Origin of the sequence: Thioclava sp. F1Mire-8 (assembly GCF_002213165.1) — a bacterium.
Classification (GTDB): Bacteria; Pseudomonadota; Alphaproteobacteria; order Rhodobacterales; family Rhodobacteraceae; genus Thioclava; species Thioclava nitratireducens.
The window spans coordinates 1,708,622-1,731,937 of sequence record NZ_NBNY01000001.1 but is presented as its reverse complement, the minus strand read 5'-3'; the positions used below and the strand labels follow the sequence as shown (position 1 = coordinate 1,731,937).

The 23,316-nt window shown below is 60.6% G+C and carries 25 protein-coding genes; 13 read left to right on the top strand and 12 right to left on the bottom strand.

The window, feature by feature from the left end:
• Positions 1-48: 48 nt before the first annotated feature.
• The 5 genes from B6V75_RS08000 to B6V75_RS07985 form a co-directional block, all read right to left on the bottom strand.
• Complete coding sequence (locus B6V75_RS08000; RefSeq protein ID WP_088719266.1) at positions 49-378, bottom strand: chaperone modulator CbpM; 330 nt, start codon at positions 376-378, stop codon at positions 49-51.
• On the bottom strand, positions 375-1,319 hold the full coding sequence (locus tag B6V75_RS07995; protein ID WP_088719265.1) for a J domain-containing protein: 945 nt from the start codon (positions 1,317-1,319) through the stop codon (positions 375-377). Before B6V75_RS07995 ends, B6V75_RS08000 begins: the two co-directional genes overlap by 4 nt.
• A 357-nt stretch (positions 1,320-1,676) precedes the next feature.
• Positions 1,677-1,829: a hypothetical protein gene (locus B6V75_RS18640; RefSeq protein WP_168174414.1), complete on the bottom strand. Its 153-nt coding sequence runs from the start codon at positions 1,827-1,829 to the stop codon at positions 1,677-1,679.
• 181 nt (positions 1,830-2,010) lie between these two features.
• Positions 2,011-2,217, bottom strand: coding sequence for a cold-shock protein (locus tag B6V75_RS07990; RefSeq protein ID WP_075777126.1), 207 nt, complete (start codon positions 2,215-2,217; stop codon positions 2,011-2,013).
• 459 nt (positions 2,218-2,676) lie between these two features.
• A complete protein-coding gene (locus B6V75_RS07985; protein WP_088719264.1) occupies positions 2,677-2,946 on the bottom strand; it encodes a DUF982 domain-containing protein in 270 nt (89 codons plus the stop codon).
• 711 nt (positions 2,947-3,657) lie between these two features.
• Between B6V75_RS07985 and B6V75_RS07980 the strand changes: the two genes are divergently transcribed.
• The 4 genes from B6V75_RS07980 to B6V75_RS07970 all read left to right on the top strand — a co-directional run bounded on the left by B6V75_RS07980 (position 3,658) and on the right by B6V75_RS07970 (position 5,004).
• Positions 3,658-3,864 (top strand): cold-shock protein, encoded by a 207-nt coding sequence (locus tag B6V75_RS07980; protein ID WP_075777127.1) that lies wholly within the window; start codon positions 3,658-3,660, stop codon positions 3,862-3,864.
• A gap of 56 nt (positions 3,865-3,920) precedes the next feature.
• Positions 3,921-4,139: a hypothetical protein gene (locus tag B6V75_RS07975; RefSeq protein WP_088719263.1), complete on the top strand. Its 219-nt coding sequence runs from the start codon at positions 3,921-3,923 to the stop codon at positions 4,137-4,139.
• A gap of 67 nt (positions 4,140-4,206) precedes the next feature.
• Positions 4,207-4,368, top strand: coding sequence for a hypothetical protein (locus B6V75_RS18635; protein WP_157771557.1), 162 nt, complete (start codon positions 4,207-4,209; stop codon positions 4,366-4,368).
• Between the two features lie 273 nt (positions 4,369-4,641).
• A complete protein-coding gene (locus B6V75_RS07970) occupies positions 4,642-5,004 on the top strand; it encodes an ATP-binding protein (RefSeq protein WP_088719262.1) in 363 nt (120 codons plus the stop codon).
• Positions 5,005-5,024: 20 nt separating this feature from the next.
• On the opposite strand, the gene B6V75_RS07965 is transcribed toward B6V75_RS07970, so the two are convergent.
• The 3 genes from B6V75_RS07965 to tnpA form a co-directional block, all read right to left on the bottom strand.
• The gene (locus B6V75_RS07965) at positions 5,025-5,453 is read right to left on the bottom strand and encodes a response regulator (protein WP_206198471.1); all 429 of its coding nucleotides are present in this window, start codon (positions 5,451-5,453) and stop codon (positions 5,025-5,027) included.
• A 330-nt stretch (positions 5,454-5,783) separates the two neighbouring features.
• Positions 5,784-7,832, bottom strand: coding sequence for an SLC13 family permease (locus tag B6V75_RS07960; RefSeq protein WP_240496928.1), 2,049 nt, complete (start codon positions 7,830-7,832; stop codon positions 5,784-5,786).
• A 65-nt stretch (positions 7,833-7,897) separates the two neighbouring features.
• The gene (gene tnpA / locus B6V75_RS07955) at positions 7,898-8,302 is read right to left on the bottom strand and encodes an IS200/IS605 family transposase (protein ID WP_088719261.1); all 405 of its coding nucleotides are present in this window, start codon (positions 8,300-8,302) and stop codon (positions 7,898-7,900) included.
• Positions 8,303-8,328: 26 nt separating this feature from the next.
• Between tnpA and B6V75_RS07950 the strand changes: the two genes are divergently transcribed.
• Both B6V75_RS07950 and B6V75_RS07945 read left to right on the top strand, forming a co-directional pair.
• A complete protein-coding gene (locus B6V75_RS07950; protein ID WP_088719260.1) occupies positions 8,329-9,309 on the top strand; it encodes an RNA-guided endonuclease TnpB family protein in 981 nt (326 codons plus the stop codon).
• 2 nt (positions 9,310-9,311) lie between these two features.
• Positions 9,312-9,584 (top strand): zinc ribbon domain-containing protein, encoded by a 273-nt coding sequence (locus B6V75_RS07945; RefSeq protein ID WP_088719259.1) that lies wholly within the window; start codon positions 9,312-9,314, stop codon positions 9,582-9,584.
• Positions 9,585-9,905: 321 nt separating this feature from the next.
• On the opposite strand, the gene B6V75_RS07935 is transcribed toward B6V75_RS07945, so the two are convergent.
• Both B6V75_RS07935 and rlmF read right to left on the bottom strand, forming a co-directional pair.
• On the bottom strand, positions 9,906-10,532 hold the full coding sequence (locus tag B6V75_RS07935; protein ID WP_075777142.1) for a DedA family protein: 627 nt from the start codon (positions 10,530-10,532) through the stop codon (positions 9,906-9,908).
• Positions 10,533-11,022: 490 nt separating this feature from the next.
• Positions 11,023-11,928, bottom strand: coding sequence for a 23S rRNA (adenine(1618)-N(6))-methyltransferase RlmF (gene rlmF / locus B6V75_RS07930; protein ID WP_088719258.1), 906 nt, complete (start codon positions 11,926-11,928; stop codon positions 11,023-11,025).
• 302 nt (positions 11,929-12,230) lie between these two features.
• Here rlmF and B6V75_RS07925 point away from each other — a divergent pair, with 302 nt between their 5' ends.
• Complete coding sequence (locus B6V75_RS07925) at positions 12,231-12,734, top strand: Lrp/AsnC family transcriptional regulator (protein ID WP_088719257.1); 504 nt, start codon at positions 12,231-12,233, stop codon at positions 12,732-12,734.
• A 141-nt stretch (positions 12,735-12,875) separates the two neighbouring features.
• On the top strand, positions 12,876-14,015 hold the full coding sequence (locus B6V75_RS07920; RefSeq protein WP_088719256.1) for a glycine cleavage T C-terminal barrel domain-containing protein: 1,140 nt from the start codon (positions 12,876-12,878) through the stop codon (positions 14,013-14,015).
• A 31-nt stretch (positions 14,016-14,046) separates the two neighbouring features.
• Here B6V75_RS07920 and B6V75_RS07915 read toward each other — a convergent pair whose 3' ends face one another.
• Entirely contained in the window at positions 14,047-14,898 is an 852-nt protein-coding gene (locus B6V75_RS07915; RefSeq protein WP_088719255.1) for a M90 family metallopeptidase, read from the bottom strand.
• A gap of 247 nt (positions 14,899-15,145) precedes the next feature.
• Here B6V75_RS07915 and B6V75_RS07910 point away from each other — a divergent pair, with 247 nt between their 5' ends.
• Positions 15,146-15,589: a YtoQ family protein gene (locus B6V75_RS07910; RefSeq protein ID WP_078604465.1), complete on the top strand. Its 444-nt coding sequence runs from the start codon at positions 15,146-15,148 to the stop codon at positions 15,587-15,589.
• Between the two features lie 221 nt (positions 15,590-15,810).
• Here the strand turns inward: B6V75_RS07910 and katG are convergent, their stop codons facing one another.
• Complete coding sequence (gene katG, locus B6V75_RS07905; RefSeq protein ID WP_088719254.1) at positions 15,811-17,985, bottom strand: catalase/peroxidase HPI; 2,175 nt, start codon at positions 17,983-17,985, stop codon at positions 15,811-15,813.
• Between the two features lie 643 nt (positions 17,986-18,628).
• Between katG and B6V75_RS07900 the strand changes: the two genes are divergently transcribed.
• From B6V75_RS07900 to B6V75_RS07885, 4 genes are all read left to right on the top strand, one after another.
• Entirely contained in the window at positions 18,629-19,570 is a 942-nt protein-coding gene (locus B6V75_RS07900; RefSeq protein ID WP_240496926.1) for a DMT family transporter, read from the top strand.
• Between the two features lie 173 nt (positions 19,571-19,743).
• Positions 19,744-20,439, top strand: a complete 696-nt coding sequence (locus B6V75_RS07895; RefSeq protein WP_240496939.1) for a TrkA family potassium uptake protein — start codon at positions 19,744-19,746, stop codon at positions 20,437-20,439.
• A gap of 3 nt (positions 20,440-20,442) precedes the next feature.
• Positions 20,443-21,777: a TrkH family potassium uptake protein gene (locus B6V75_RS07890; protein ID WP_075777551.1), complete on the top strand. Its 1,335-nt coding sequence runs from the start codon at positions 20,443-20,445 to the stop codon at positions 21,775-21,777.
• An 8-nt stretch (positions 21,778-21,785) separates the two neighbouring features.
• Positions 21,786-23,222: a TrkH family potassium uptake protein gene (locus B6V75_RS07885; RefSeq protein WP_088719252.1), complete on the top strand. Its 1,437-nt coding sequence runs from the start codon at positions 21,786-21,788 to the stop codon at positions 23,220-23,222.
• Positions 23,223-23,316: the final 94 nt, after the last annotated feature.

The following is a 23,316-nucleotide window of genomic DNA, read 5'->3' as shown; positions in this document are numbered from 1 at the left end:
TCGTTTTGAGACGAGCCTGTTTCCCAAACGAGGAGAGTCGAGTTGGGCTTAGGGCTGCTTCATTGCCGCGATGACGCGCGTCTGCAATTCTGAGGGCAGGGTGTCTATCGCGCGTGCAATGGCAAAGAGGTCCTGTCGTGCGGCATGCAGCTGGTCAAGGAGCGACATCACGATCGCCAACGCCGTTTCGTCGAGGTCAAGATCATGGGAAAGATCGCATAATAGCTCCAACCGCGCGATGTCGATGCGGCGGAAAATATAACCGGTGTCGCCCTTTGCCGGCCGAACGAGTTCGCCTTCGATAAAGCTCAAAAGCTGACTTCTTGTGAGCCGGGTGACGTTGGAGATCACGTCCTCTTCGGAAAACCCGTCCGTCATGCGCTGGCCCTCTTCATCAAATCAACACGCGGATCGAAGCGATGTGTCTTGCGCCACTCGGTGAGGAAATTGCGCAGATCCTCGTCAATGCTTGGCGGTGTCACGATCTTCAGCTCAACTCGCTGATCACCCTTGGTTTTGCGCTTCGCGTTGGCGATGCCACGTCCACGCAAACGTAAGACCTGGCCCGAATTCGCGCCCGCTGGGATCGTGAGCCCAACGGGGCCGTCAATGGTCGGTGTGGTGACTTTGCCGCCGAGAACGGCCTCTTCGATGGTGATGGGGAGCATTACCAGGATATCATCGCCGTCTCGGTCGAAAACCGGATGCGCCCCCACCAGAACGGTGATCAACGCATCCCCCGCAGGAGCACCGCCATAGCCAGGCGCCCCCTTGCCGCGCAACCGAAGTGTCTGGCCGTCTTCAGTGCCCCGTGGGATCTTGACTGTCAGGCTTTGTCCATCGGGCAGCGTGATGTGGGTTTCCGCTCCGCGCGCAGCATCCAGAAACGGCACGTTGAGCGAATAGCGCGCGTCGGCGCCGCGCGCGGAAAAACCACGGTCGCCGAAGTCGCCAGCGCCAGACCGTCCGCGATTGCGCAATATGTCAGCGAAGATATCTGCCGGATCGACATCCGGTCCAAACCCGCGCTGTCGATGATAGCCGTTGTCGGATGAGCCCGAGAAATCACGGTAATACTGGCGCTGCGGACGTTCTGCACCGAGGCCATCGATTTCTCCGGCGTCATAGCGCGCACGGGTTTCGGGATCTTTCAGGATGTCGTAAGCGGCCGATATCGCCTTGAACCGCGCTTCGGCGCCTGCGTCATCCGGGTGCAAATCAGGATGGCTTGTCCGCACAAGTTTGCGATACGCCTTCTTGATTTCGTCAGCTGTGGCGGCCTTGGTCAGGCCAAGGACTTTGTATGGATCATCGGGCATCCAGGTTTCCTGTTCGGCGAGCGATGCATCGTAAGACAGAGCGCGTGCGAAAATGCGTTCACTTGTCGTTGGATGCCACGAGAAGAGGTCTTAGGTCCGTGATCCACGTCAATGTGGAAATGCCGTGAGCTGAGCGATGTGGGGCCAAACGGCTGCGAACCCACGGCAAACGCGGCGAGCGAGGAGGCTGCCACCCATGAGGGAGCCTTGACCCAAAGCCAGCATCAAGACGTCTCAATAAGCATTCAGGAAAATGGCTCGTGCTGAACGTCGACTGATCAGCCCCGTCTCTTGGGGAGCGGCCATCAGGTAGGTTCACTCGGGGAGCGGGGAAATCAGTTAACTCGGTGCGGCTGTTTATTTCGTCACAGCCTGTTTTGCGCCGGTTTTGACAGGGGTCGGATTTGTCGGCGCACGACGAAAACCGACGCCTTTCCGGAAGCCTTTCTTGGCGGGCTGGCTCAGGAAATCCTTGAGGTCGAGTTGTTTCTTTTGAGGGGAATAGCCCATGATCGTTCTCCGCGTAGACAGGTGAATTTTGAACCCGCCCGCACATCCTGATCCGCAATGCCGGATGGGTGGTTCTACAGATGTTTCGAACCTGGACTGCGCAAAGGTATTCGAGCAGAGAAGACTCTCGCCCCATGGGCGCGTTCGCGGACCGGAAGACACCGGTCCGCGAACGGTTTTATCAGGCGAGTTCGAGATCCTTGGCGGATTCCCGACCATCGCGGCCGGTTTCGATCTCGAAGGTCACTTTCTGACCGTCGTCAATCTGGGAAAGGCCCGCCCGTTCGAGCGCGCTGATGTGCAGGAACACGTCCTTGCGACCGTTCTCGGGTTGGATAAAGCCGAAGCCTTTGCCGGGGTTGAACCATTTCACGGTGCCATTGGCCATCGTGTCGTCTCCTTGTTTGGAAATCTGCCCGCAGGATGCGGCAGGTCGGCCGGTCAGATCGAAAAGCAAACTGAGGCCGATGAAGGAGACAGGGTGCGGTCGGAATAACGAAGCTCCCTATAGATGGGGCGGGCGGGCGGCGATACAAGGTGCAACCGAGAAATGAGATGAGAAATGCGTCTCTCAACCCAGATGCGCATTCGGGGGGAGGGCGGGCGGCCTTGCTCGAAATCGAGAAACGCCTCGACCTGCGCGCTTACTTCGGCGGCCGGAGGCCCGGACGGTATCACCAGGGAGCAGGCGCCCGTGCCCTTGCGCCAGCCCCATTCTCCACGATCGGCAGGATCAGCTTGCGGTGAAGCGAAAGGGCCGTAAAAAAGCTTCGATCACATAGCCTGCAGCCTTGGCGCTTCGCGCGGCGGGCCCCGTTACGGACGGGGTGCCGCAGGGGCGAACCGGTCAGGCCGCAAGGGCACGAGCCGCTGGTTCAAATGGCACGAAACCGGCGGTGCCTGCGGCACCGAGGAAGGCGCTGCGGGCATCGCCCACGGAACCCAGGCAGTCCATCGCGGCCTCGATGCATTCGATCGCATGGTCTTGCGCGGTGTCGGCGACGGGCCACTTCTTGCGAAGCCAGTAATGCACCTGTTCGATGGTGCTGAAGTTCTTGACGTCGCCTTCGGGCGACACGACGAGAGAGATGGGTTTGCCCCAGTAAATTTCGATCATGTTTCGTATCTTTCCACGAGTGCGTGAAGGGACCAGTCTGACTGGTCGCGCGATCACGGAGGCACGGTGCGGGCGAGGCCTGCGCCATGCGGTGAATTGGGTCGACGCGCGGTATTGCGCGCCAGATGTCTTTCCGTTCGGATCGTGACGCTTCAGCGTCAACGCGCGCGGATCACGATCCGGCACTTTCGATGTGCGAAGCTCGCGGCGAACCCGCAAGGGGTGGAATATGTGCTATCGACCAGAGCCCGCGAGGCATGGTTGCTGAGAGGCTGGTCTGCTCGAACGGCGTCACGGCGCTATGGGCCGGGTGAGGCTCCTTTTCCTTATGCCGCCTTCGAAAACGCGCGGCCCGACAAAGCTCAAGATCGTCGCTGAGCCGGAAGGAACAGGGTCCGAGAATTAAGATATGCAAGTTCACAGATAAGCGATCGGCGCCGCGATTGCGAGGAAATTGCAGTGCGCGCCCGCGTTTTCGCACAACAGATTGATTGTGCCCGATATTAATCGGCTTTCGTCAGGGGGAGGCCGGGTAGCGCGATGGAGTGCCGCGCATTTCCTTTGCTTAATGGGTCAAACTGGCGTAGACAGATCGAGATACGTTATTCCCTTCTGCAACCTGTCTCCCTACTTGGCTTCAGTCTGCCTTTTTGAATTGACTGAGCCGGGCTGTCGCATTCCGCGGACCGCAATATTTGAGGAGACATCACGATGGCCAATGGCACCGTGAAGTGGTTCAACCAGACCAAAGGCTTCGGCTTTATCGAAGCGAAGACCGGTGGGCGTGACATTTTCGTCCACATTTCGGCCCTCGAGCGCGCGGGCCTCTCGCAGCTCGATGACGGACAGGCCGTCACCTACGAGATCGAAACCGGACGCGACGGGCGTGAGTCCGCCTGCGATCTGGCGCTCGGCTGAACGCAAAGGTTCCATATCCGGCCCGGTGGGCCGGATTTCGCAACCAAGGAGGGCATATGCCCCGCAATTACAATGTGGACGGCTTTTTCCGTGATCTGCCCAAGAAAGCCACGACGGCTCAGGACAAGACGGATGCTGCAGTGCGCCTCATCCGTGACGATGACGCCGAGAAAAGAGCGGAGCTGACCGCGAGTTTGCGCGCGGCGCGCATGGAGCGGGATGCGGACGAAAGTGCCGCGGCAGAGGCTCCGCGCGGGAAGAAGCCGCGACGCTGACCGGATATTTCGGTCATCCACAGGAATTCCCCGAGTATCTCTCGGGGATTAAAGGGAGGGCCGAAATATGGCTGTCGAAAAAATGCCTGCGGGCAAGAAGTCCCAGACGAAGGACCACGCGCATTCCAAGGGCCATGCAGCCCTTGCTTGGCACCACTTCTTCCGGAGTTTGTCCGAAGAAAAGATATCGGACGAGCGCAGCGCCCTGTCGGGCGGTGTTCAGGAATAGTCTTCCCTGAAAATAGGGACCGGAGTTCCTGGCAAGAGGGCTGAGCGATGTGAGGTTTCACAAGAACTTAACGATGCTCGCCTCACGACTTGTCGGGAGGCAAAGCGGCGGGAGGAAACTCCTGCCGCTTCGCTTTCTTAGCGAATGGGTTTTCTGCCTTCAGAATTCTAAAACCGAGAATCGGATAGAGCGATCCGACGAGCAGAGCGGCCATCGTGAAATTGAAGACGGTTCGACAACCAGCGCCGAACGACCGTTCCGCTCAAGAGCGATATCGACCTGCCAAATCCGATCGTCGCGGATCCGCAGCGGCCCGGGCAATTGCTGTCGAACCTGTTGGGTAATGCGGTAACGCATGGCGACCGGAGCCAGCCGATCCAGGTGCGGGGCTTTGAAAGAAGCGGCGAATTGTTCCTCTCGGTCAATAACCGAGGCGCGCCGATCCCAGATGCGGTTCGGGCTTCGCTGTTCCAGCACTTTTCGCGACCCGGAAAGCAGAGCAGCCTGCAGGGATTGGGGCTCGGTCTTTACATCGCGGCCGAAATCGCGCGCGCCCACGATGGAGAGTTGACCGTCGAGTCCAGCGCTTCAGCCGACACGACCTTCAAACTGCGGATGCCGTCTCAGGCGCAATAGAGGATATTGAGAGTCTTTCGTCAGGTGACGGCCGCGGCGAGTTCGCCGGGGCTGATCGGTTTTGACACAAAAGCACTGCGCTTGGGCAGGTCTAATGTTTCGTGCGCTGAATGCCCCGACATGATGATGATCTGGCACGCGGAAAATCTGCGCCGCACCTCATGCGCGAGTCCCACTCCGTCCATTTTGCCTGGCATATCGATATCGGTAATTAGCAGGTCAATTTCATGCCGTGCTTCTAGCAGGTTGAGTGCAGCATCAGCGGAGTTCGCCTCGATCACATCGTAGCCCAGTTCTTCGAGCCCGAGAACGAGATCCATCCTTATGATGGCCTCGTCCTCGACGACGAGCACCTTGATTGCGTCATTGCGCATCGCTTCACCTTGGTGCCTGAGGAAGAGGTGCGCTTTGCCAAGACACAAGGACAACACGCCATAGCGGAAGAGCATCTGGCATACAGAATACGTTGGCTAACGCTGTCGCACATGAGAGGTTCCCTTGCGAATTTAATATTTATCTATTCTCGGTGCGTGTCGCGTCAGTCACGGTCAAAACGGCGGGGTCGGTATGGGACGTCACGGGGCGCTCGGCAACAAATGCGGCAGTCGTGTCGAGATCGGCGCTAATCCGCGAGATGATCCGCGATCGGAGCCCGGTCCGTGTGGCTTGGAACCTGGCTGCGGCCATTGGGGATGGCTTTGAAGACTTGCCGCGAAGTAGGGGCTCGCTTTCTAGTATCCAATAAACGGCTGCTGGTCGGCACGTGCCCTCGCGAGCGTCTAAAGTGGCCAGACGATCAGTAGCAGCGGCAAGCTTACGGCCACGACGATCATCTCGAGCGGCAGTCCAAGCTTCCAGTAGTCGCCGAAGCGAAAACCGCCCGAGCCGAGGATGAGCGTGTTGTTCTGATGCCCGATCGGCGTGAGGAAAGCACAAGACGCCCCGATCGCCACCGCCATCAGGAAACTGTCGGGGTTCACGTCGAGCGAAGCGGCGATGCCCAGGGCAACTGGGCTCAGCACCGCTGCCGTGGCCGCATTGTTCATCAAGTCGGATAGGAACATCGTGGTGATCAGAATTGCCGCCAGAGCAGCGATGGCGTTCCCGCGTGCGATCGTCTCGACCAGAAAACGCGCCAGAACATCTGCCGCGCCAGTGGTCTGCATCGCGCCAGCCACCGGGATAAGCGATCCCAGCAGGACGATGACTGGCCAGTCGATGGCTTTGTAGACCTGCCCGGGCGGCACGGTTCGCAGGAGCATCGAGCCCAGCACCCCCAACGTAAAGGCCACGGATGCTGGCAGCAGGCCGAAGGTGGCAATGCCGATAGAGCCAAGCAAGAGCGCGCTGGCGATGATCGCCATTCGCGCGTTGGGAAGATGCAATTCCCGCTCTCCCAGAGGCGCGCAGCCGGTCTCGTTCATGAAATCGGCCATGATCTCGGCGGGCCCCTGCATCATCAGCAGATCGCCGGGCTTCAGCTTCAGCGTCCGCAGCCGCGTCCGCGGGGGGCGGCCTTCCCGTGAGACGGCCAGAAGATTGAGGCCGTAGCGCGTCCGCAGCCGCAGGTCTGTCGCGGACTGCCCGACGATTGTGGAGCCCGGAAGCACCGCGAATTCGCGCAACACGATATCCTCGTCGCGGTCCGAAGGCTTCGTCGCTGCAGCGGTGTCCTCGGCGAACGTGTTGCTCTCGGCTTCGTCGTTTTCGGTCTGTGGCGTCGTCTCTCCGGCTTTCCTTTCCGCTCGCGCCGACCCGCTCTCCTCCTCTTCCAGCGTGATGCCGAAGGCCGACAACACTTCGCCCAGCTCTTGAGCTTCGGCCTCCAGGATCAGAACGTCGTCCGCCTGTATGCGCCGTCCGCCATGTGGCGCGGTCATCCGCACGTCGTTGCGGATTAGCCCGATGATCTGCGCACCGCTTTTTTCAATCCCGCGTTCGAACTTGCGCAGGGTCAGCCCCACGGCCTTACTTTTATCGGGCACCCGAACCTCGGTCAGATAGCTGCCGGTGTCGAAACCTGCCGTGCTCATCGGTTTGCGGGCAGGCACGATGCGCCATCCCAGAAGCGCGATGAACGCCACGCCGACGACGGCGACCCCCACACCTACGGGGGCATAGTCGAACATACCGAACTGCCCCGATCCGGCTTCGGCGCGAAAGCCCGAGACGATCAGGTTAGGCGGTGTGCCGACCAATGTCGTCATGCCGCCGAGGATCGTGCCGAAGGCCAGAGGCATCAGCATCTGCCCAGGTGTCAGGTCCAGCCGCCCGGCGAGCCGGATCGCGACCGGCATGAGAAGCGCCAGCGCTCCGACGTTGTTCATGAAGCCAGAAAGAACAGCCGAAAGGGCTATGAGCGCCGTCATGCTGGTCAGACGCTTTGCCTCGGAAGGTAGAATTGCCCCCGCCAGCCAGTCTACCGCCCCGGTATTTTGTAATCCCTGACTTAGTATCAGAACGCAGGCCACCGTGATCACGGCAGGATGGCCAAATCCCGCAAACGCCGCATCGCCCGGAACCAACCCGGTCAAGACGCAGGCCATCAGCGAAGCCAAGGCAACCAGGTCGTGGCGAAGCCTCCCCCACAGAAACAGCGAGAGGGTTCCGGCCAGAATCGCAAACAAGGTGATTTGTGGCGCTGTCATCATGCGATCCTTGGTCGTGAGGTCCGCTGCTATGATGGCAGGAACCACATGCCTTCGATACGCACCAGATGGAATTTCGCACGCATTTATCTTGCCTTGCCAGCGTGAAGGTCGGAATTCTTTGCTCTGTTTTTTGCTGATCGCCAGACGACCTGGTCCCGGTCCATCCGATCTGACCAAAAGACCTCACCACAAGCCCCTTCCCACCTGCGGGATTGGTGGGGGAGCCCTTCGGGGTGGTGAGGTCAGTCATCTCGCTCCTGCGAGCGGACATATTCCTTGATCGTTTCCAGCGGGGCGCTGCCACAGCTGCTCACGAAGTAGCTCGGAGACCAGAGAGCGCCGCCAAGGCGTTTCAGGCTCGGGAAGTCCCTCCGGAGACGCCGCGAGGTGGTGGTCTTCACCGCATTCGCAAAATCGGCGACCGCCTCGGCGGGCGGCAGCGAGAACAGGATATGGATGTGATCGGCTTCCGCGCCGAACTCCTCCAGCGCGCCGCCGCGAACATCGCAGCGCTCCCGGATCGCGACCTCGGCCGCCCGCAGCATTTCGGATGTCAGCACTGCGCGGCGCTGCTGCGTCACTAGAACCATATGGTAGTGGAGACTAAAAACGCAATTGTTTGTGCGACTATAGGATTGATCCGACATGTCGGAACCAATATAATAAAAGGACCATGACCGCAACTCGATCCCTCTCCTTCAAGCTTTACCCCTCGCCCGCCCAGGCGGCGGCGCTGGCGCGCAAGCACCTGATGCTGAAAGACCTGTGGAACGCCGCGCTCGAGGAGCGGATCGGTGCCTGGCGGCATAGCCAAACCCGGGTCTCGCGCTCCGACCAGGAAAAGGCGTTGAAGGAGATCCGCCTCGGTCTCGAGGGCTGGTGCGGGCTCGTCCACACGCATGAGGCCCAGGTCGTTCTGAAGCGTCTGGATCTCGCCTTCCAGGCTTTCTTTCGCCGCTTGCGCGCGGGGGAAACGCCGGGCTTCCCGCGCTTCAAGAGCGCCGAGCGCTTCCGTGGCTGGGGCTACAAGGAGCACGGCAACGGCTTCAGGGTCGAGATGCGCGACGGGGGCCGGCATGGCCATGCCACGCTGTTTGGCATCGGGCGGATGCGGATGCGGGGCATCGCGCGCACGCCGGGCCGCGTGCTCAAGGCCGATGTGACCCGGACAATCCGCGGCTGGAGGCTCAACGTCGTCGTCGAGACCGGCTGCGCCGAGCGCGCGCCGGCCGAGGGGCAGGCGGTGGGGCTCGACTGGGGCGTCTCGACTTTTGCCACGCTCGCACATGAAGACGGCGCCTTCGAGGAACTGCCGAACCCGCGCCACTGGGGTCTCGAGGCCGAGGACCTCAAGGCTGAGCAGCGCCGGCTCTCGGCCGCGGCCCGGGCGCGAAAGATCTCCCAACGGGCGCTGCGGAAGCATCGCCGCGCTCTGGCGCGTCGTCATGCGAAGATCGCTGCGCGACGGAAGGACTTCCTGCACAAGACGAGCGCGCGGATCGTCGGGCGGCACCGTCTGATCGCGACCGAGGCGCTGACGGTGCGCAACATGACCGGCTCGGCCCGGGGCACCGCGGAGGCGCCGGGCCGGAATGTGGCCCAGAAGGCGGGCCTGAACCGATCGATCCTGGACACGGCTCCGGCCGGTTTTTGAACATGCTCCGATACAAAGCGGAAGAAGCTGGTGCGGAGTTCCTCGAGGCGAAGACGCGAGAGCTGAAGCCGTCACAGCGCTGCCCGGACTGCGGCGCGGTGCGCAAGAAGACGCTCGCGGAGCGCCACCATGATTGCGACTGCGGCTGTCGTCTCGGGCGAGACGAGGCCGCGGCCCTCGTTTTGCTGCGGTGGGGGCTCGTGGAGAGCCGACGTCGCCAGAACGCGGAAACGATCAACCCGGCCGGGACGGTCGGGGATCAGGCAGCCGCCTGATCCGAAACCCCTTCCAACCTACGAGATTGGTGGGGGAGGTTCATAGAAGAGAAACTCAGCTTCGGCTTCATCGGACTCAGTATCATGGGCCAGCACATGGCGGGGCATATCTTCGCCGCCGGGCATCCGCTCAACATCTACAACCGCACCCGCGCCAAGGGCGATGCCCTCGTCGCGAAGGGGGCGACATGGTGTGACAGTCCCGGCGCCGTGGCCGAGGCCAGCGACATCAAGATCACCATCGTGGGCTACCCCGCCGATGTCGAACAGGCCTACCTCGGTGAGGGCGGGATCATCGCCAAGGCGCGCTCTCGCCCGCAGTTAGGCCTTCCGACTTTTCAAGAAGCGCCGGACGTAGAAGCCGAGGCCTACCAGGATCGCAACCAGCACCACACCGTTGAGGGCGTGCATCGTGTTGCGCAGGGCCGGGCTTTTGTCCCACTCTTCGCCGAGTTTGAGGCCGACATAGGCAAGGACGAGGCACCAGGGCCACGAGCCCATGAAGGTGTAGATCTGGAACTTCCAGAACGGCATCCGTGCGATGCCGGCGGGGAGGGAGATGAAGGTTCGCACCAGCGGCAAGAGCCTCGAGATAAAGACGGCGGCGCTGCCGAAACGGGAGAACCATCGATCGGCCCGGTCCAGATCCGAGGGGCTAAGCAAGATGTATCGCCCCCAGCGTTCCACGGCCTTGCGACCGCCATAGGCACCGGCGAGATAGGCGATCGTCGAGCCGATATTGCAGCCGATCGCACCGACGGTGGCGACAAGGAGCAGCGAGAACTGACCGGTGGACGCGAGATAGCCCGAGAAGGGCATGATCACTTCAGATGGGAGTGGGATGCAGGCGGATTCAATCGCCATCAAAGCAGCAATCCCGGCATAGCCCATGGAGCTGATTGCATGGGTTATGAAGCCCGCGATGGCTGCCATCAGTCCTGAAAACATGTCCTGTTCTTTCCACTGCTAAACGAGGTCGGATCGCCGAGCGGCGCGTTGTCGAAGCGACTTTCCAAGACGCTCGGCACGGAGCCTGTCCCGCGGCTAGGCGCGTTAGATGAAGGTGTGGTGGCGACGAGGACGGGAAAGAAATCTCGCGAAAGCGTGTCCAAGCCGCGCCCCTTCGGCTTTCGTTTTTCCGATGAGCTGCGAGGGCGGGCTTTTTCGCAGGGCGCGGATGCTTGGTCCATTTAAGATGCTTGGTCCAATTAAACTGGCGAACAGCTCGTCGCGCCTCATTTCCGTTAGGTGACCTCAAACAGGTCGTTGGTCTGACGGCAATTGTCTGCGCCAGTCACAAGTCAGTGCAAGGCGCGGCCCGTGCTGCGATCGGGAGCCATTAACAAGAAGACGGACATGCCGCGGCCTCTCACAGTGCTCGGCAAGCGCACGAAAGACCGGAGGATACAGACAATCCCTATTGACGAACCCGGTCCACTTAGAGGGTTTTCTGCGATTCAGGGTCATAGGTCCAGGCAACAAACCGGCTTGTCTTCTGCCCCTGTCCCATTTCGACGACCTTGAATTCGGCAACCTTCGCATTCCTCAGCAGTCTGGAGAGTGGCCGCAGGTTGTCTTTCTTGGAGACCAGGGAGGTAAACCATAGACATTGATCGGCGAAATCGATGCTCTGCTCGATCATTCTGGCGATGAAGCCGATCTCGCCACCGGGGCACCAAAGTTCTGCGTTCTGGCCACCGAAATTGAGTTTTTTCGAGTGCCCTTTGCCAAGGTTCCGCCACTTCCGCCGGCTGCCCTTGTCTGCCTGTTCAAGTGACGCGTGAAACGGCGGATTGCACAGGGTGACGTGGAAGATGTCATCGGGCTCGATGACCCCTTTGAAGATATCTTCCGGATTGTGCTGGCGCCTGAGCCTTATGCTCAGGCCGTTTCGCTTGCAGATCTGGCGCGCCGATTTGATTGAGACAGGATCGATGTCGACTCCGGTGAAATCCCAGCCATATTCATGCTGACCGATCAGCGGATATACGAGGCTAGCACCTGTCCCTATGTCCAGAGCCTTGATGTCGGGTCCGTGCGGGATCTTTCGGCCATTACTCTCGGCAAGAAGATCCGCCAGGTAATGGATGTAGTCGACCCGCCCGGGGATCGGGGGGCAGAGGTAAGTGGCGGGGATCTCCCAGAACTCAATATCGTAATGCGTGAGCAAGAGCGCCTGGTTGAGCATGCGGACCGCGTCCACGTCCGAAAAATCGATCGTCATCCGGCCGCGGGGATTTCTTGTCGTGAAGGCCTCCAGTTCGGGTGACCGCACGATCAGCCGTTCGAAGTCATACCCCTCCCGGTGTTGATTGCGTGGGTGCAACATCGGTTTGATGGCCATGGAAAAACCTTCATGCATATTGGTGGTGAAAACGCGTCCAATTGGATGCGATCATAGGTTTTCATGGCGGCGTGAGGAACGCCCGAACGGCCATACCAAAACTTCGCAAAGACACCAACCGCTGCGGCGGCGCTCCTCGGGGCCTGCTACAGGGCATCAACCGCCCCGAAAGACGTCGTCCTTGGTAAAGTTCGGGTCGCAAACTGGACTGACAATTGGCCAAGATATTCTAAAAATTCTTTGCCGAGGGAGACGGATGCCGAATTTCCCTTTCGACCCCCGAGAAGGAAAGTGACGACACGGTGAAGAAGCTGGGCCTCGACGCCACCGATATCCGTATCCTGAGTGCCGTTCAGCGCCATGGGCAGTTGAGCAAGACGCGACTGTCCGAAATCGTGAATATTTCGGCGACGCCTTGCTGGGCACGGCTCGATCGGCTGAAGGCGGCGGGGTATATCAGGGGCTATCACGCCGATATCGCGCTTGAGCGGGTCGTCGACTTTACGCAAGTGGTCGTCACGGTCTCCCTGACCCATCATCGCAAGGCCGATTTCGAAAGGTTCGAAGCGTGGTTGTATCGCCACGACGAGATTACCGAATGCATCGCGACGGGCGGCGGAATGGACTACGTGATGAAAGCTGTTTGCAGGAGCCTCACGGCATTCCAGGTGCTGATGCAGGACATGATGGATGCCGAGCTCGGCGTCGATCGTTACATGACCTACATCGCCACTCGCGTGGTCAAAGCCTCCCACCCGAACATCGCAAAAATGGCGGGGCCGGTTCCGGCCGACCGAACGGCCTGAAACGGGCTGCGATTTCAGTCCGAACGGTCCTGAAAACGCCCGTCATTTGGACCGCTGCGCGCCGATTTCGTCGCTTAAATCCGAGTCATCTACCACCGCGTCCCGGATCGACAGATCGGGCTTCAGCAAAGGCGCAAAACGATGAAGGCAGACGAGTTCGGCTTCGGCACCCAGATCCGCAAATCCCCCTATTTCGACGCCACCGTCCGGTGGGGCGCGAAGGGGTTTTCCGTCTACAATCATATGTATATCCCGCGCGACTTCGGCGACCCCGAGCAGAACTTCTGGAACCTGGTCAACGATGCCATCCTATGCGACGTGGCCGTCGAGCGTCAGGTCGAGATCACGGGTCCCGATGCGGCGCGCTTCGTTCAGATGCTCACGCCGCGCGACCTGTCCAAGATGGCTGTCGGACAGTGCAAATACATCCTGATTACCAATGCACAGGGCGGCATCCTGAACGACCCGATCTTGCTGCGGCTGGCCGAAAATCACTTCTGGATCTCGCTCGCCGATAGCGACATCCTGCTCTGGGCGCAGGGCGTTGCCGTGCATTCCGGCCTCGACGTGCAGATCTGCGAACCCGACGTGTCGCCGCTGCAGCTTCAGGGGCCGAAGTCTGGCCAGATCATGCAGGCGCTCTTCGGCGACGAAATCCTCAGCCTCAAATACTACTGGCTGTGTGAGCTGGAACTCGATGGAATCCCGTTGGTGGTCTCCCGGACCGGATGGTCTAGCGAGCTGGGCTATGAGCTTTATCTCCGCGACGGTTCCAAGGGGGATGCTCTTTGGGAACGGATCATGGCGACGGGCGTGAAGTTCGGGCTGAAGCCGGGTCACACCTCGTCCATTCGGCGCATCGAGGGAGGCATGCTCTCCTACCATGCTGATGCTGACATCAACACCAATCCTTACGAGCTCGGTCTCGACCGACTTGTGAATCTCGATATGGAGGCCGAATTCATCGGCAAGGCAGCGTTGCGAGCCATCCGCGACGAGGGTGTGACGCGGATGCAAGTGGGCCTTGTCATCGACGCGGAGCCTCTGGCGGGGCCGAACACGACCTTCTGGCAGATCAACCAGAATGGCGAGGAGATCGGCAAGGTGACGTCCGCCATCTACTCGCCTCGCTTGGAGCGCAATATCGCGCTGGCGATGGTCGGAGTGAGCCACGCGCAGATCGGCATGAAGGTCGAAGTGGTTCTGCCATCCGGTCCGACCCTCGCCACCGTGGTTGAGCGACCCTTCTTCGACCCGAAAAAAGCGCTCGCGGCAGCCTGACCCCAAAGCCCTACCACAAGCCCCTTCCAACCTACGGGATTGGTGGGGGAGTTTCATAAATGTGCGCCGGGCCATCGGCCCAGGTCGTGGGATCAAGACGAAAGTATGTCGTCAGCTGGTCGTAGAGCGCGGGTTCGGCGTGTTTGAGCTCCACCGGTCGCTCGAAGAATACCTCGACCAGAACGGCGAAAAACTCTTCCGGTCCCTCGGCGCCATAAGCGTCGATCACGGTCCGGCGCCCATGGCTCACTTGCTGAACATGGTGCTTGTATGCCTCTGCGAATACCGTCACCCAGCCAGAAAAGCTTTGGTCTTTTTCGAGCGCCGGAATTCCATCAGTGCGTCCCGAAAGATCGTCGAGCTGGTGGGCAAATTCATGAAATACGACGTTATGGCCATCGTGATCGTTGAAGGCCCCCCTCTGGGCGTGCGTCCAAGACAGAACGACCGGACCGCGCGCCCAGCTCTCGCCGGTCCGGATCGTCTCGCGTTCTGTCAAAACATAACCGTTGCGCTGAGCCTGCCGGGACTTGAAGGCTCCGGGATAGATCAGAATAGTGCGAAGGTGGTCATACCAGCTCGGTGAATTGACGATGAGCAGACAGGCCTGGGCGGCGATGGAAAGCCGCATTTCATCGGTCACGTCCAAGCCATCGCAGCCGATGAAGTCGACCTGGTCCAACAACAGACTGATCTTGCCTTCGAGGCGATCTCGTAGGTCGGGCGGTAGTTTCCGGATCAAAGGGACCTGCTGCTGCACGATGACACGCTGAGGCTCCGGAAGCGCGGTATTCAGTAGATGAGCGCGCTTCTGTCGCTTGAACCAGAAGATACATCCAATGCAGCCTGTGGCAAGGATCACGAGGATAAGCAAAGCTGTCATTACCGCGGTCCAATCTCGGCTGGTCTATTTGATGGCGCAGATATCTGCAGAGAATAATGCAAATGGCGCATCCAAACAGACGCGCCGGACCGGTTAGTCTAACAGCCCGAAAGCTCTGATATCCTGCCTCCCCAATGCGATTCCGAAAAACCGCGTAGGTTGCCAAGCTGGTCCCGATCCCCGAAGATTCCGGCCGAATGCGAAGCGGCTCGAAGCAGGGCCCACGCGGCAGCGAAAAGAGGATGCGATGAAACTGAATGTCTATCTGGCGGGCGAAATTCATACCGATTGGCGCGAAGCGGTGAAGTCGGCCTGCGAGGGGTTGGATATCGAATGGTCGGGGCCTGTCACCGATCACGGCGCTTCGGATGATTGCGGGGTCGAAATCTTCGGCGCGGAAGAGGACAAGTTCTGGCATGACCGCAAGGGCGCGTCGCTCAACGCGATCCGGATTCGCACCGGGATAGAGCGCTGCGACGTGCTCGTCGTCTGTTTCGGCGAGAAATACAAGCAGTGGAACGCGGCCTTCGACGCGGGCTATGCGGCGGCGCTCGGCAAACCGATCATCGTGCTTCAGCCGCCCGAGCATGACCATGCGCTCAAGGAGGTCGATGCTGCGGCCAATGCGGTCGCGCGCACGCCCGAACAGGTGGCCCGCGCCCTGCGCTATGTGACGACGGCGGCGCTGTAAGGCGCAACGGTGCCCCGCCCGGATCAGCCGCGTGAGCGGCCCGGGCAGCGCGAGCGAATTTGTGATGAGGGCGGCGCCCTCCCGGGGGGAGGTCGGGCGCTGCCCGGGGCTGGTCGCCCCCGGCGTCGGTCTGAGCTGGGACCGGAGTCTCGCTGGTCCCCAAACGAAGACGCCCCCCGCAGGCAGTCCTGCGAGGGGCGCGACTTTTTCAAGCCAGGCGATCAGGCGAGATCGAAGCGATCGGCGTTCATCACCTTCGTCCAGGCGGCTACGAAGTCTTCCACGAACTTCTCGCTTGCGTCGTCCTGAGCGTAGACCTCGGCATAGGCGCGCAGGATCGCGTTCGAGCCGAAGACCAGATCGACGCGGCTCGCGGTCCATTTCACCGCGCCGGTCTTGCGGTCGCGGATCTCGTAGGACCCGTCGCCCACCGGATGCCAGCTATAGCCCATATCGGTCAGGTTGACGAAGAAGTCGGTCGTCAGCTGGCCTTCGCGGTCGGTAAAGACGCCGTGCTTGGTGCCGCCATGGTTGGTGCCGATCGCCCGCATGCCGCCGATCAGGACGGTCATTTCAGGCGCGGTCAGCCCCATCAGCTGGGCACGATCCAGAAGCATCTCCTCGGGCGAGACGACGTAGTCCTGCTTGAGCCAGTTGCGGAAGCCGTCGGCGAGCGGTTCGAGCACGTCGAAGCTGTCGGCATCGGTCATCTCGTCGGTCGCGTCGCCGCGACCCGGTGCGAAGGGCACTGCGATGTCGTGACCAGCCGCCTTGATCGCCTTCTCGACGCCGACATTGCCCGCGAGCACGATCACGTCCGCCAGCGATGCGCCTGCTTCCGCCGCGATCGGCTCGAGCACCGAGAGCACCTTCTGCAGACGCGCAGGCTCGTTGCCTTCCCAGTCTTTCTGCGGAGCCAGACGGATGCGCGCGCCATTGGCGCCGCCCCGCATGTCCGAGCCGCGATAGGTGCGTGCGCTGTCCCATGCGGTCGAGACCAGCTCGGCCACAGACAGATCCGACGCCGCGATCTTCTCCTTCACAGCCTCGACGTCCCAATCGGTCGAACCGGCGGGGACCGGGTCCTGCCAGATCAGATCTTCCGACGGCACCCACGGACCCTTGTAGCGAACCTTCGGGCCCATGTCGCGGTGGGTCAGCTTGAACCAGGCGCGGGCGAAGGTGTCCTTGAAATACTCCGGGTCGGCCATGAATTTCTGGCAGATCTCGTTGTAGATCGGGTCGACCTTCATCGCCATGTCGGCGTCGGTCATCATCGGCATCCGGCGCTTGGTCGGGTCCGACGGGTCCCGCGGCATGTCTTCTTCGGCGATGTCCACCGGCTTCCACTGTTTCGCGCCAGCGGGGCTCTGGGTGACTTCCCATTCGTGACCGAAGAGCATCTCGAAATAGCCCATGTCGAATTCGAGCGGGTTCGTCGTCCACGCGCCTTCCGGCCCGCCGGTGATCGCGTTGCTCGCTTGCCCTTTGAGGTTCGGGTTGAACCAGCCGAGGCCCTGCTGATCGACATCGGCCGCTTCCGGCTCCGCGCCGAGGGCCGACGCGTCACCATTGCCGTGGCATTTGCCGACGGTGTGACCGCCCGCCGTCAGCGCGGCGGTTTCCTCGTCATTCATCGCCATGCGCGCGAAGGTCTCACGGACTTGCGCCGCGGTCTTCATCGGGTCGGGCTGGCCGTTGACGCCCTCGGGATTCACGTAGATCAGGCCCATTTGCACGGCGGCGAGCGGGTTTTCCATCGTGTCGGGCTTGTCGACATTGGCGTAGCGTTCGTCCGACGGCGCGAGCCATTCCTTCTCGGCGCCCCAGTAGGTGTCCTTCTCGGGATGCCAGATGTCCTCGCGACCAAAGCCGAAGCCGAAAGTCTTCAGCCCCATGCTTTCATAAGCGACGGTGCCAGCAAGGATGATCAGGTCCGCCCAGCTGAGCCGGTTGCCGTATTTCTTCTTGAGCGGCCAGAGCAGGCGACGGGCCTTGTCGAGGCTCGCATTGTCGGGCCACGAGTTGAGCGGTGCGAAGCGGATATTGCCGGTGCCCGCGCCGCCGCGGCCATCGGCGAGACGATAGGAGCCCGCCGAGTGCCAGGCGAGGCGGATCATCAGCCCGCCGTAATGGCCCCAGTCAGCCGGCCACCACTCCTGGCTTTCGGTCAGCAGCGCATGCAGATCGGCTTTCAGCGCCTCATAGTCGAGCTTCTCGACCTCTTCGGCATAGTCGAAGCTGCGCCCAAGCGGGTCCGTCTTGGTGTCATGCTGGTGCAGGATGTCGAGGTTGAGCGCCTGCGGCCACCAATTCATCACGTTCGAGCCAAGCTCGGTATTTCCGCCATGCATCACCGGGCACTTGCCGCCGGTGTTCACTTCGTTTCCATCCATCTGTGCTTCCTCCTGCTGAGCACGGGGTTGATCGAACAGACCGGTCGAGGTCTGACGTGCCGCAGCTTACTCGAATGGAGCCCGGGCACGTGAATTCACATCTTAGATGATGGTGATAGCAGGCGTTGTGATAAATAAAAATTTGTAAATTATAATTATGGACATAAGCTAAAGTTATGGCTTCGTGGTGTAGTGGCGAAACCGAAGTTCTCAGGGCGTTTTTCGCTCGTCGCCGTAAGGCTCTCGGTCTTTCCTGGTTTGGAGAGGGTTGCCAAGGAAGGCTGCCCTGCAAAACGCTTCTATGCGAGGGAACGGCCTCGGTGATCTCTCGCGACGAACCTGTGGACTAATTTTATTCGGGTGACGGCCCGGGCTAACGAGCAACTCGGACATGCTGATAGAAGTCCGTCCCCTGGACGGGCAGATGTTACGTGAAAAAAGCCGGGAAGCTTTCGTCGATTTTGTCTTGGCGGATCGCGGGTCGGCGTGGTTGGCGCGCCGGAAAAGGTTGACCGGGCGAGGCCCCGGCAATACCAACGATCGAAGGGCGAGATGGCGTCTCGCCCCGATCCCGTTTTTGTCCTGAACGCCCGGACCTGTCGCGCGCGCCTACCGATACCTCGGACGGCGCCGAGGAGGCATCATGGCATTATCCGCAACTCCCAGCACCGCCACCTTCGAGCACAAGCGTATCGGAATGGCGTCTATGGCGCTCGCAATGGCGCTCCTGCCGGTGGGGGACGCGATCTCGAAATCGCTCACCACGGTCATTGCGCCTTTCGAGGTCACCTTGCTGCGCTCATTGGCACAGGCCGCGTTCTTCCTGCCGGTTGCGTGGGTCATGCGTCGTCACCTCGCGGGTCCGATCCTCTCGGGGGCGTCCCTCATCTCGGCCGGGCTGATCGTGACCGTGCTCTATTCGCTCATCACCGCTTTCGAGGTCATGCCCATCGCCACGGCGATCGCGATCTTCTTCGTCGAGCCGCTGCTTCTCACCTTGCTTGCCGGGCCGTTCCTTGGGGAGGTTCCGGGCCCGCGTCGCTTCGCTGCCGTTGGGGTCGGGCTCGTCGGCGCGCTGATCGTGATCCGGCCGAACTTTGCCGTGTTCGGTCCGGTCGCGTTGCTGCCGCTGCTGGCCGCCCTGTGCTATGCGCTCAACATGATCGTCCTGCGCAAGGCGCGTGGCGGGCAATCCCCCCTGAGCTTCCAATTGGGCGCCTCGCTCTGCGCCGCGGGCCTCCTGCTGTTTATCGAGATACTCCGCCATCTCAGCGGGCTCGCTCCGGACCTGCCTCTCTTGCCCGGTTGGACGGGCTATGCGGTGCTCGCCGCCGGGGCGCTGTCGACAGTGACGTTCCTGATGATCACTTTTGCGTTCTCTCGCGTCGAGGCGAGCCTACTGGCCCCGTTCCAGTATCTCGAGATCGTTGGTGCGACAGTCCTCGGGTTTCTGGTGTTCGGCGACATTCCCGACGCGCTCACGTTCCTCGGCACCGGGATCATCCTGGCATCCGGAATCTATGTCTTCCATCGCGAAAGGGTGCAGGACGGGCCTGACGAAAAGGAATTTCGCGCGCGCTCCTGAGGCGGCGGCGTCGTTCTCCGCGCCAAGAATTCGGAGACGGCTATCTCCTCCTTGCTGGCGCATCACATTCATCCAATGGCTCGCCATTATCCCACGGAAGTGGCTTCCATCAGGGGGAGATGGCCTTGCCCGAAGGCTTGCATTCGGGGGTGGTATGGCGTTTTGCTGCCGTTATCCGCAACAGCCGAAAGGCAGAACCGTTGAAAACCCGTAGCTTCGCCGTAATCGGCCTTGGGACGTTTGGAAGCACTGTGGCGAGCGAACTCGCCCGCTTCGGCAATCCTGTCCTGGGGATCGACATCGAAGGGCGAAATGTTACGAGGCTCGCAGAAACCCTGACAGAGGCCATAATCGCCGATGGCAAGGACGAGGCGGCGTTGCGTGAGGCGGGAGTCGGTAATTACGACGTCGCCGTCGTTGCGATTGGTGAAGACCTCGAGGCCAATGTGCTTTGCACGATGAACGTCAAGATGCTCGGTGTCGAGACGATCTGGGTCAAAGCACTCAATCGCACGCATCACCGCATTCTTACCAAGTTGGGTGCGGATCGTGTGATCCTGCCAGAGCAGGAAGTCGGTCAGCACATCGCGCAGATGCTCCACAATCCCTTGGTGCGGGACTATGTTAGCCTCGGGAACGGTTATCACGTGGTCGACCTGAACGTTCCGGCGAAGCTCGATGGCAAAGTCGTCGGCAGCGCCGCAATTCTCGAGAAATACAACCTCAGGGCCCTCGGTGCCATGCGCGAGAACCAGTATCTGTCTTGCGATAGTGACGAGCTCACGCTGCGTGAAGGTGACAAGCTTCTGCTGCTCGGCAAGCGGTCCGATCTGCGGCATTTCGGAGACGACTTGCGTGACGGTAAATGACCGATGGCGCGCATTTATTCCAAGCGTCAGGCTCCGCATCTCGCACCACCTCTTGTCCTGATCCTCATTTATGCTGGACTCATCGTGCTTGGCTGCGCTGCGCTGAAGCTGCCCTTTGCGACGACCACCCCGATCACGTGGTCTGATGCGGCCTTCACTGCCACGTCCGCCGTAACCGTGACCGGTCTGGCGGTTGTCGATACTGGAAGCGCCTTCACTCTGTTTGGTCAGGCCGTGGTGATGCTGCTGATCCAGCTCGGCGGTCTCGGGCTGATGACTTTTGCCGTGCTGATCCTGTCGATGTTCGGGCTGCCAGTGGGGTTCACCCATCGGCTCTATCTGAGAGAGGATCTGAATCAGACGTCCGCGACGGATTTGCTGGCACTGACCCGGATGATCCTCAAGGTCGTTTTCATTTGCGAATTCGTTGGCGCCGCTCTCCTTGCATCGGTTTTCGTGCCTGAGGCAGGGTGGGGCGAGGGTCTCTGGCAAGCGCTCTTCCACTCGGTCTCCGCTTTTAACAACGCTGGATTCGCGCTTTTCCCGGACAGTTTGAGCAAATGGGTTGGAAACCCGATCATCAATCTTACCATTCCAGCGCTCTACATACTTGGCGGCCTCGGCTTCACGGTCGCCTCCGATATCTGGCGGGTAAGACGTTGGCATCGCTTTTCGTTGCACACCAAGCTGATGCTTGTCGGCACAATAGCGTTGCTCATTTGGTCCGCACTGGCATTCGGGATTATGGAATGGACAAATCCGGGCACGCTGGGGAGCCTCTCGTGGTCCGATCGGCTCTGGGCCAGTTGGTTCCAGGGAGCCACAACGAGAACGGCGGGCTTCAACACCGTCGAGATCGGCAATCTCACAGACGGCACTTCGCTCATGTTCATGACGCTGATGGTCATCGGCGCGGGCAGCACGTCGACCGGCGGCGGCATAAAAGTCACGACCTTCATCGTCCTGCTGCTCGCCACGGTCGCCTTCTTCAGGCAGCGTTCCAGTATCCAGGTCTTCGGGCGCGAGCTCGGTCTCGATCAGGTCATGAAAGTTCTCGCCCTCTCGATTATCAGCGTTCTGCTGATCCTTTGCGCGCTCTTCGCACTGCTGCTCTGCCATGAAGGCGATTTTCTCGATCTTGCCTTCGAGACCACCTCTGCCTTCGGCACCGTCGGCTTGTCGCGCGGCATCACTGGCGATTTTGATGGTGCCGGGCGCGCTATCATCATGGCGGTGATGTTCGTGGGCCGCGTAGGTCCTCTCACCCTCGGTTTCCTGCTTGCCACGCGGCGGCCCCGACGGATCGGCTATCCGGCCGGAACGGTGTATCTCGGCTAGGACCAATCATGAATTTCGTATCTTTCATCAACGGTCTTACACTGGTTTTCTTCGCCGCCTTGATGGGCATCGATGCGCTTCTTTTTTCGGATACAGCCAAGGTTTTTGCTCTCTCCGGCGCACTGGTGGGCGCTTTGGGTGCGACGATCAGCGTCGCCTCCCGCTCGTCCTTTCTCGGTTTGGGGCGGCTTCACGCTTTCCTGCTCACGTCGTCGGTTTGGCTTACCGCCGCAATTGCCGGCGCCGTTCCGCTCGCAATGTGGTCGCTCACTCCCGTGGATGCTCTGTTCGAGGCGATGTCGGGGATTACGACGACGGGCTCTACGGTGATGAGCGGTCTCGATACCACACCGCGCGGCATCATCATGTGGCGAGCGCTGCTGCAGGCTGTCGGTGGCGTCGGGTTCATCGTCACCGGCATCGCCTTGTTGCCGATCCTGAAGGTCGGCGGCATGCAGCTCTTCCGCACCGAGAGCTCGGACAAAGGGGACAAAGAACTGAGCAACACTGCGAAGTTCGCCTCGGTGACGCTGCAGATTTACGTAGCCCTCATCGGGCTTTGCACGCTTGCCTACCTTGCTGGTGGCATGAACTTCTTCGACGCGGTGACCCACGCCATGACCACGTTGTCGACCGGTGGATATTCGGGCTATGACGCGTCCTTCGGCCATTTCGACAGCCCATTCCTGCAATGGACTGCGACGCTTTTCATGCTGCTTGGGGCCTTTCCGTTCGCATGGTATATCCGCGGCATCTATCGGCGGACGGTTCGAAGCGAGCAGGTCGAAGCCATGCTGCTCACCTTGGGGGGCGTCATCATCGGGCTGACGGTTTGGCTCGTCTGGACAAGTGGAACGCCGCCGCTGACCGCTCTTCGCATGGTCGCTTTCAACGTCGTCTCTGTCGTGACGACCACAGGCTACGCCACGACCGACTACACTGTCTGGGGGCCGTTCGCGGTTGTTGCCTTTTTCATTCTCTCTGCAGTAGGGGGCTGCACCGGATCGACCGCGGGTGGCGCCAAGGCGATGCGTTGGATCGTATTTTCCAAGGCGGCGCGCGCACAGATGAAAGTGATTAGATTACCGCGTCGGGTTGTTTCCATAAAATACGAAGGGCGCGTGATCGAGAATGACGTCCTCGCGGGCGTTATCGCCTTTTTCGTTATCTATATGGCGACGTTCCTAGGGCTCACCACGCTTCTGGGCTTTTTCGGTCTCGACTTTGCGACGGCAACCAGCGGAGCTTTGACGGCTTTGGCAAATGTCGGACCAGGGGTCGGACCAATCATCGGTCCGGCTGGGAATTTCTCCTCTCTCAGCGATCCCGTGAAGATAATTTTGACCTTCGGGATGTATCTCGGACGTCTGGAAATTCTCACCGTATTGGTGCTCTTCAAGTCGGAATTTTGGCGTGAAATCGCGGTTTTGGGGGGGCGGGCATGATTTCCCAGGGGGACAGTCCGTCACTCTGGACAAAGCTGAGAAGCTCGATCCACGGGCCGTGGAAGTCTCGGGATCGGGTCACAGATCATCGCCG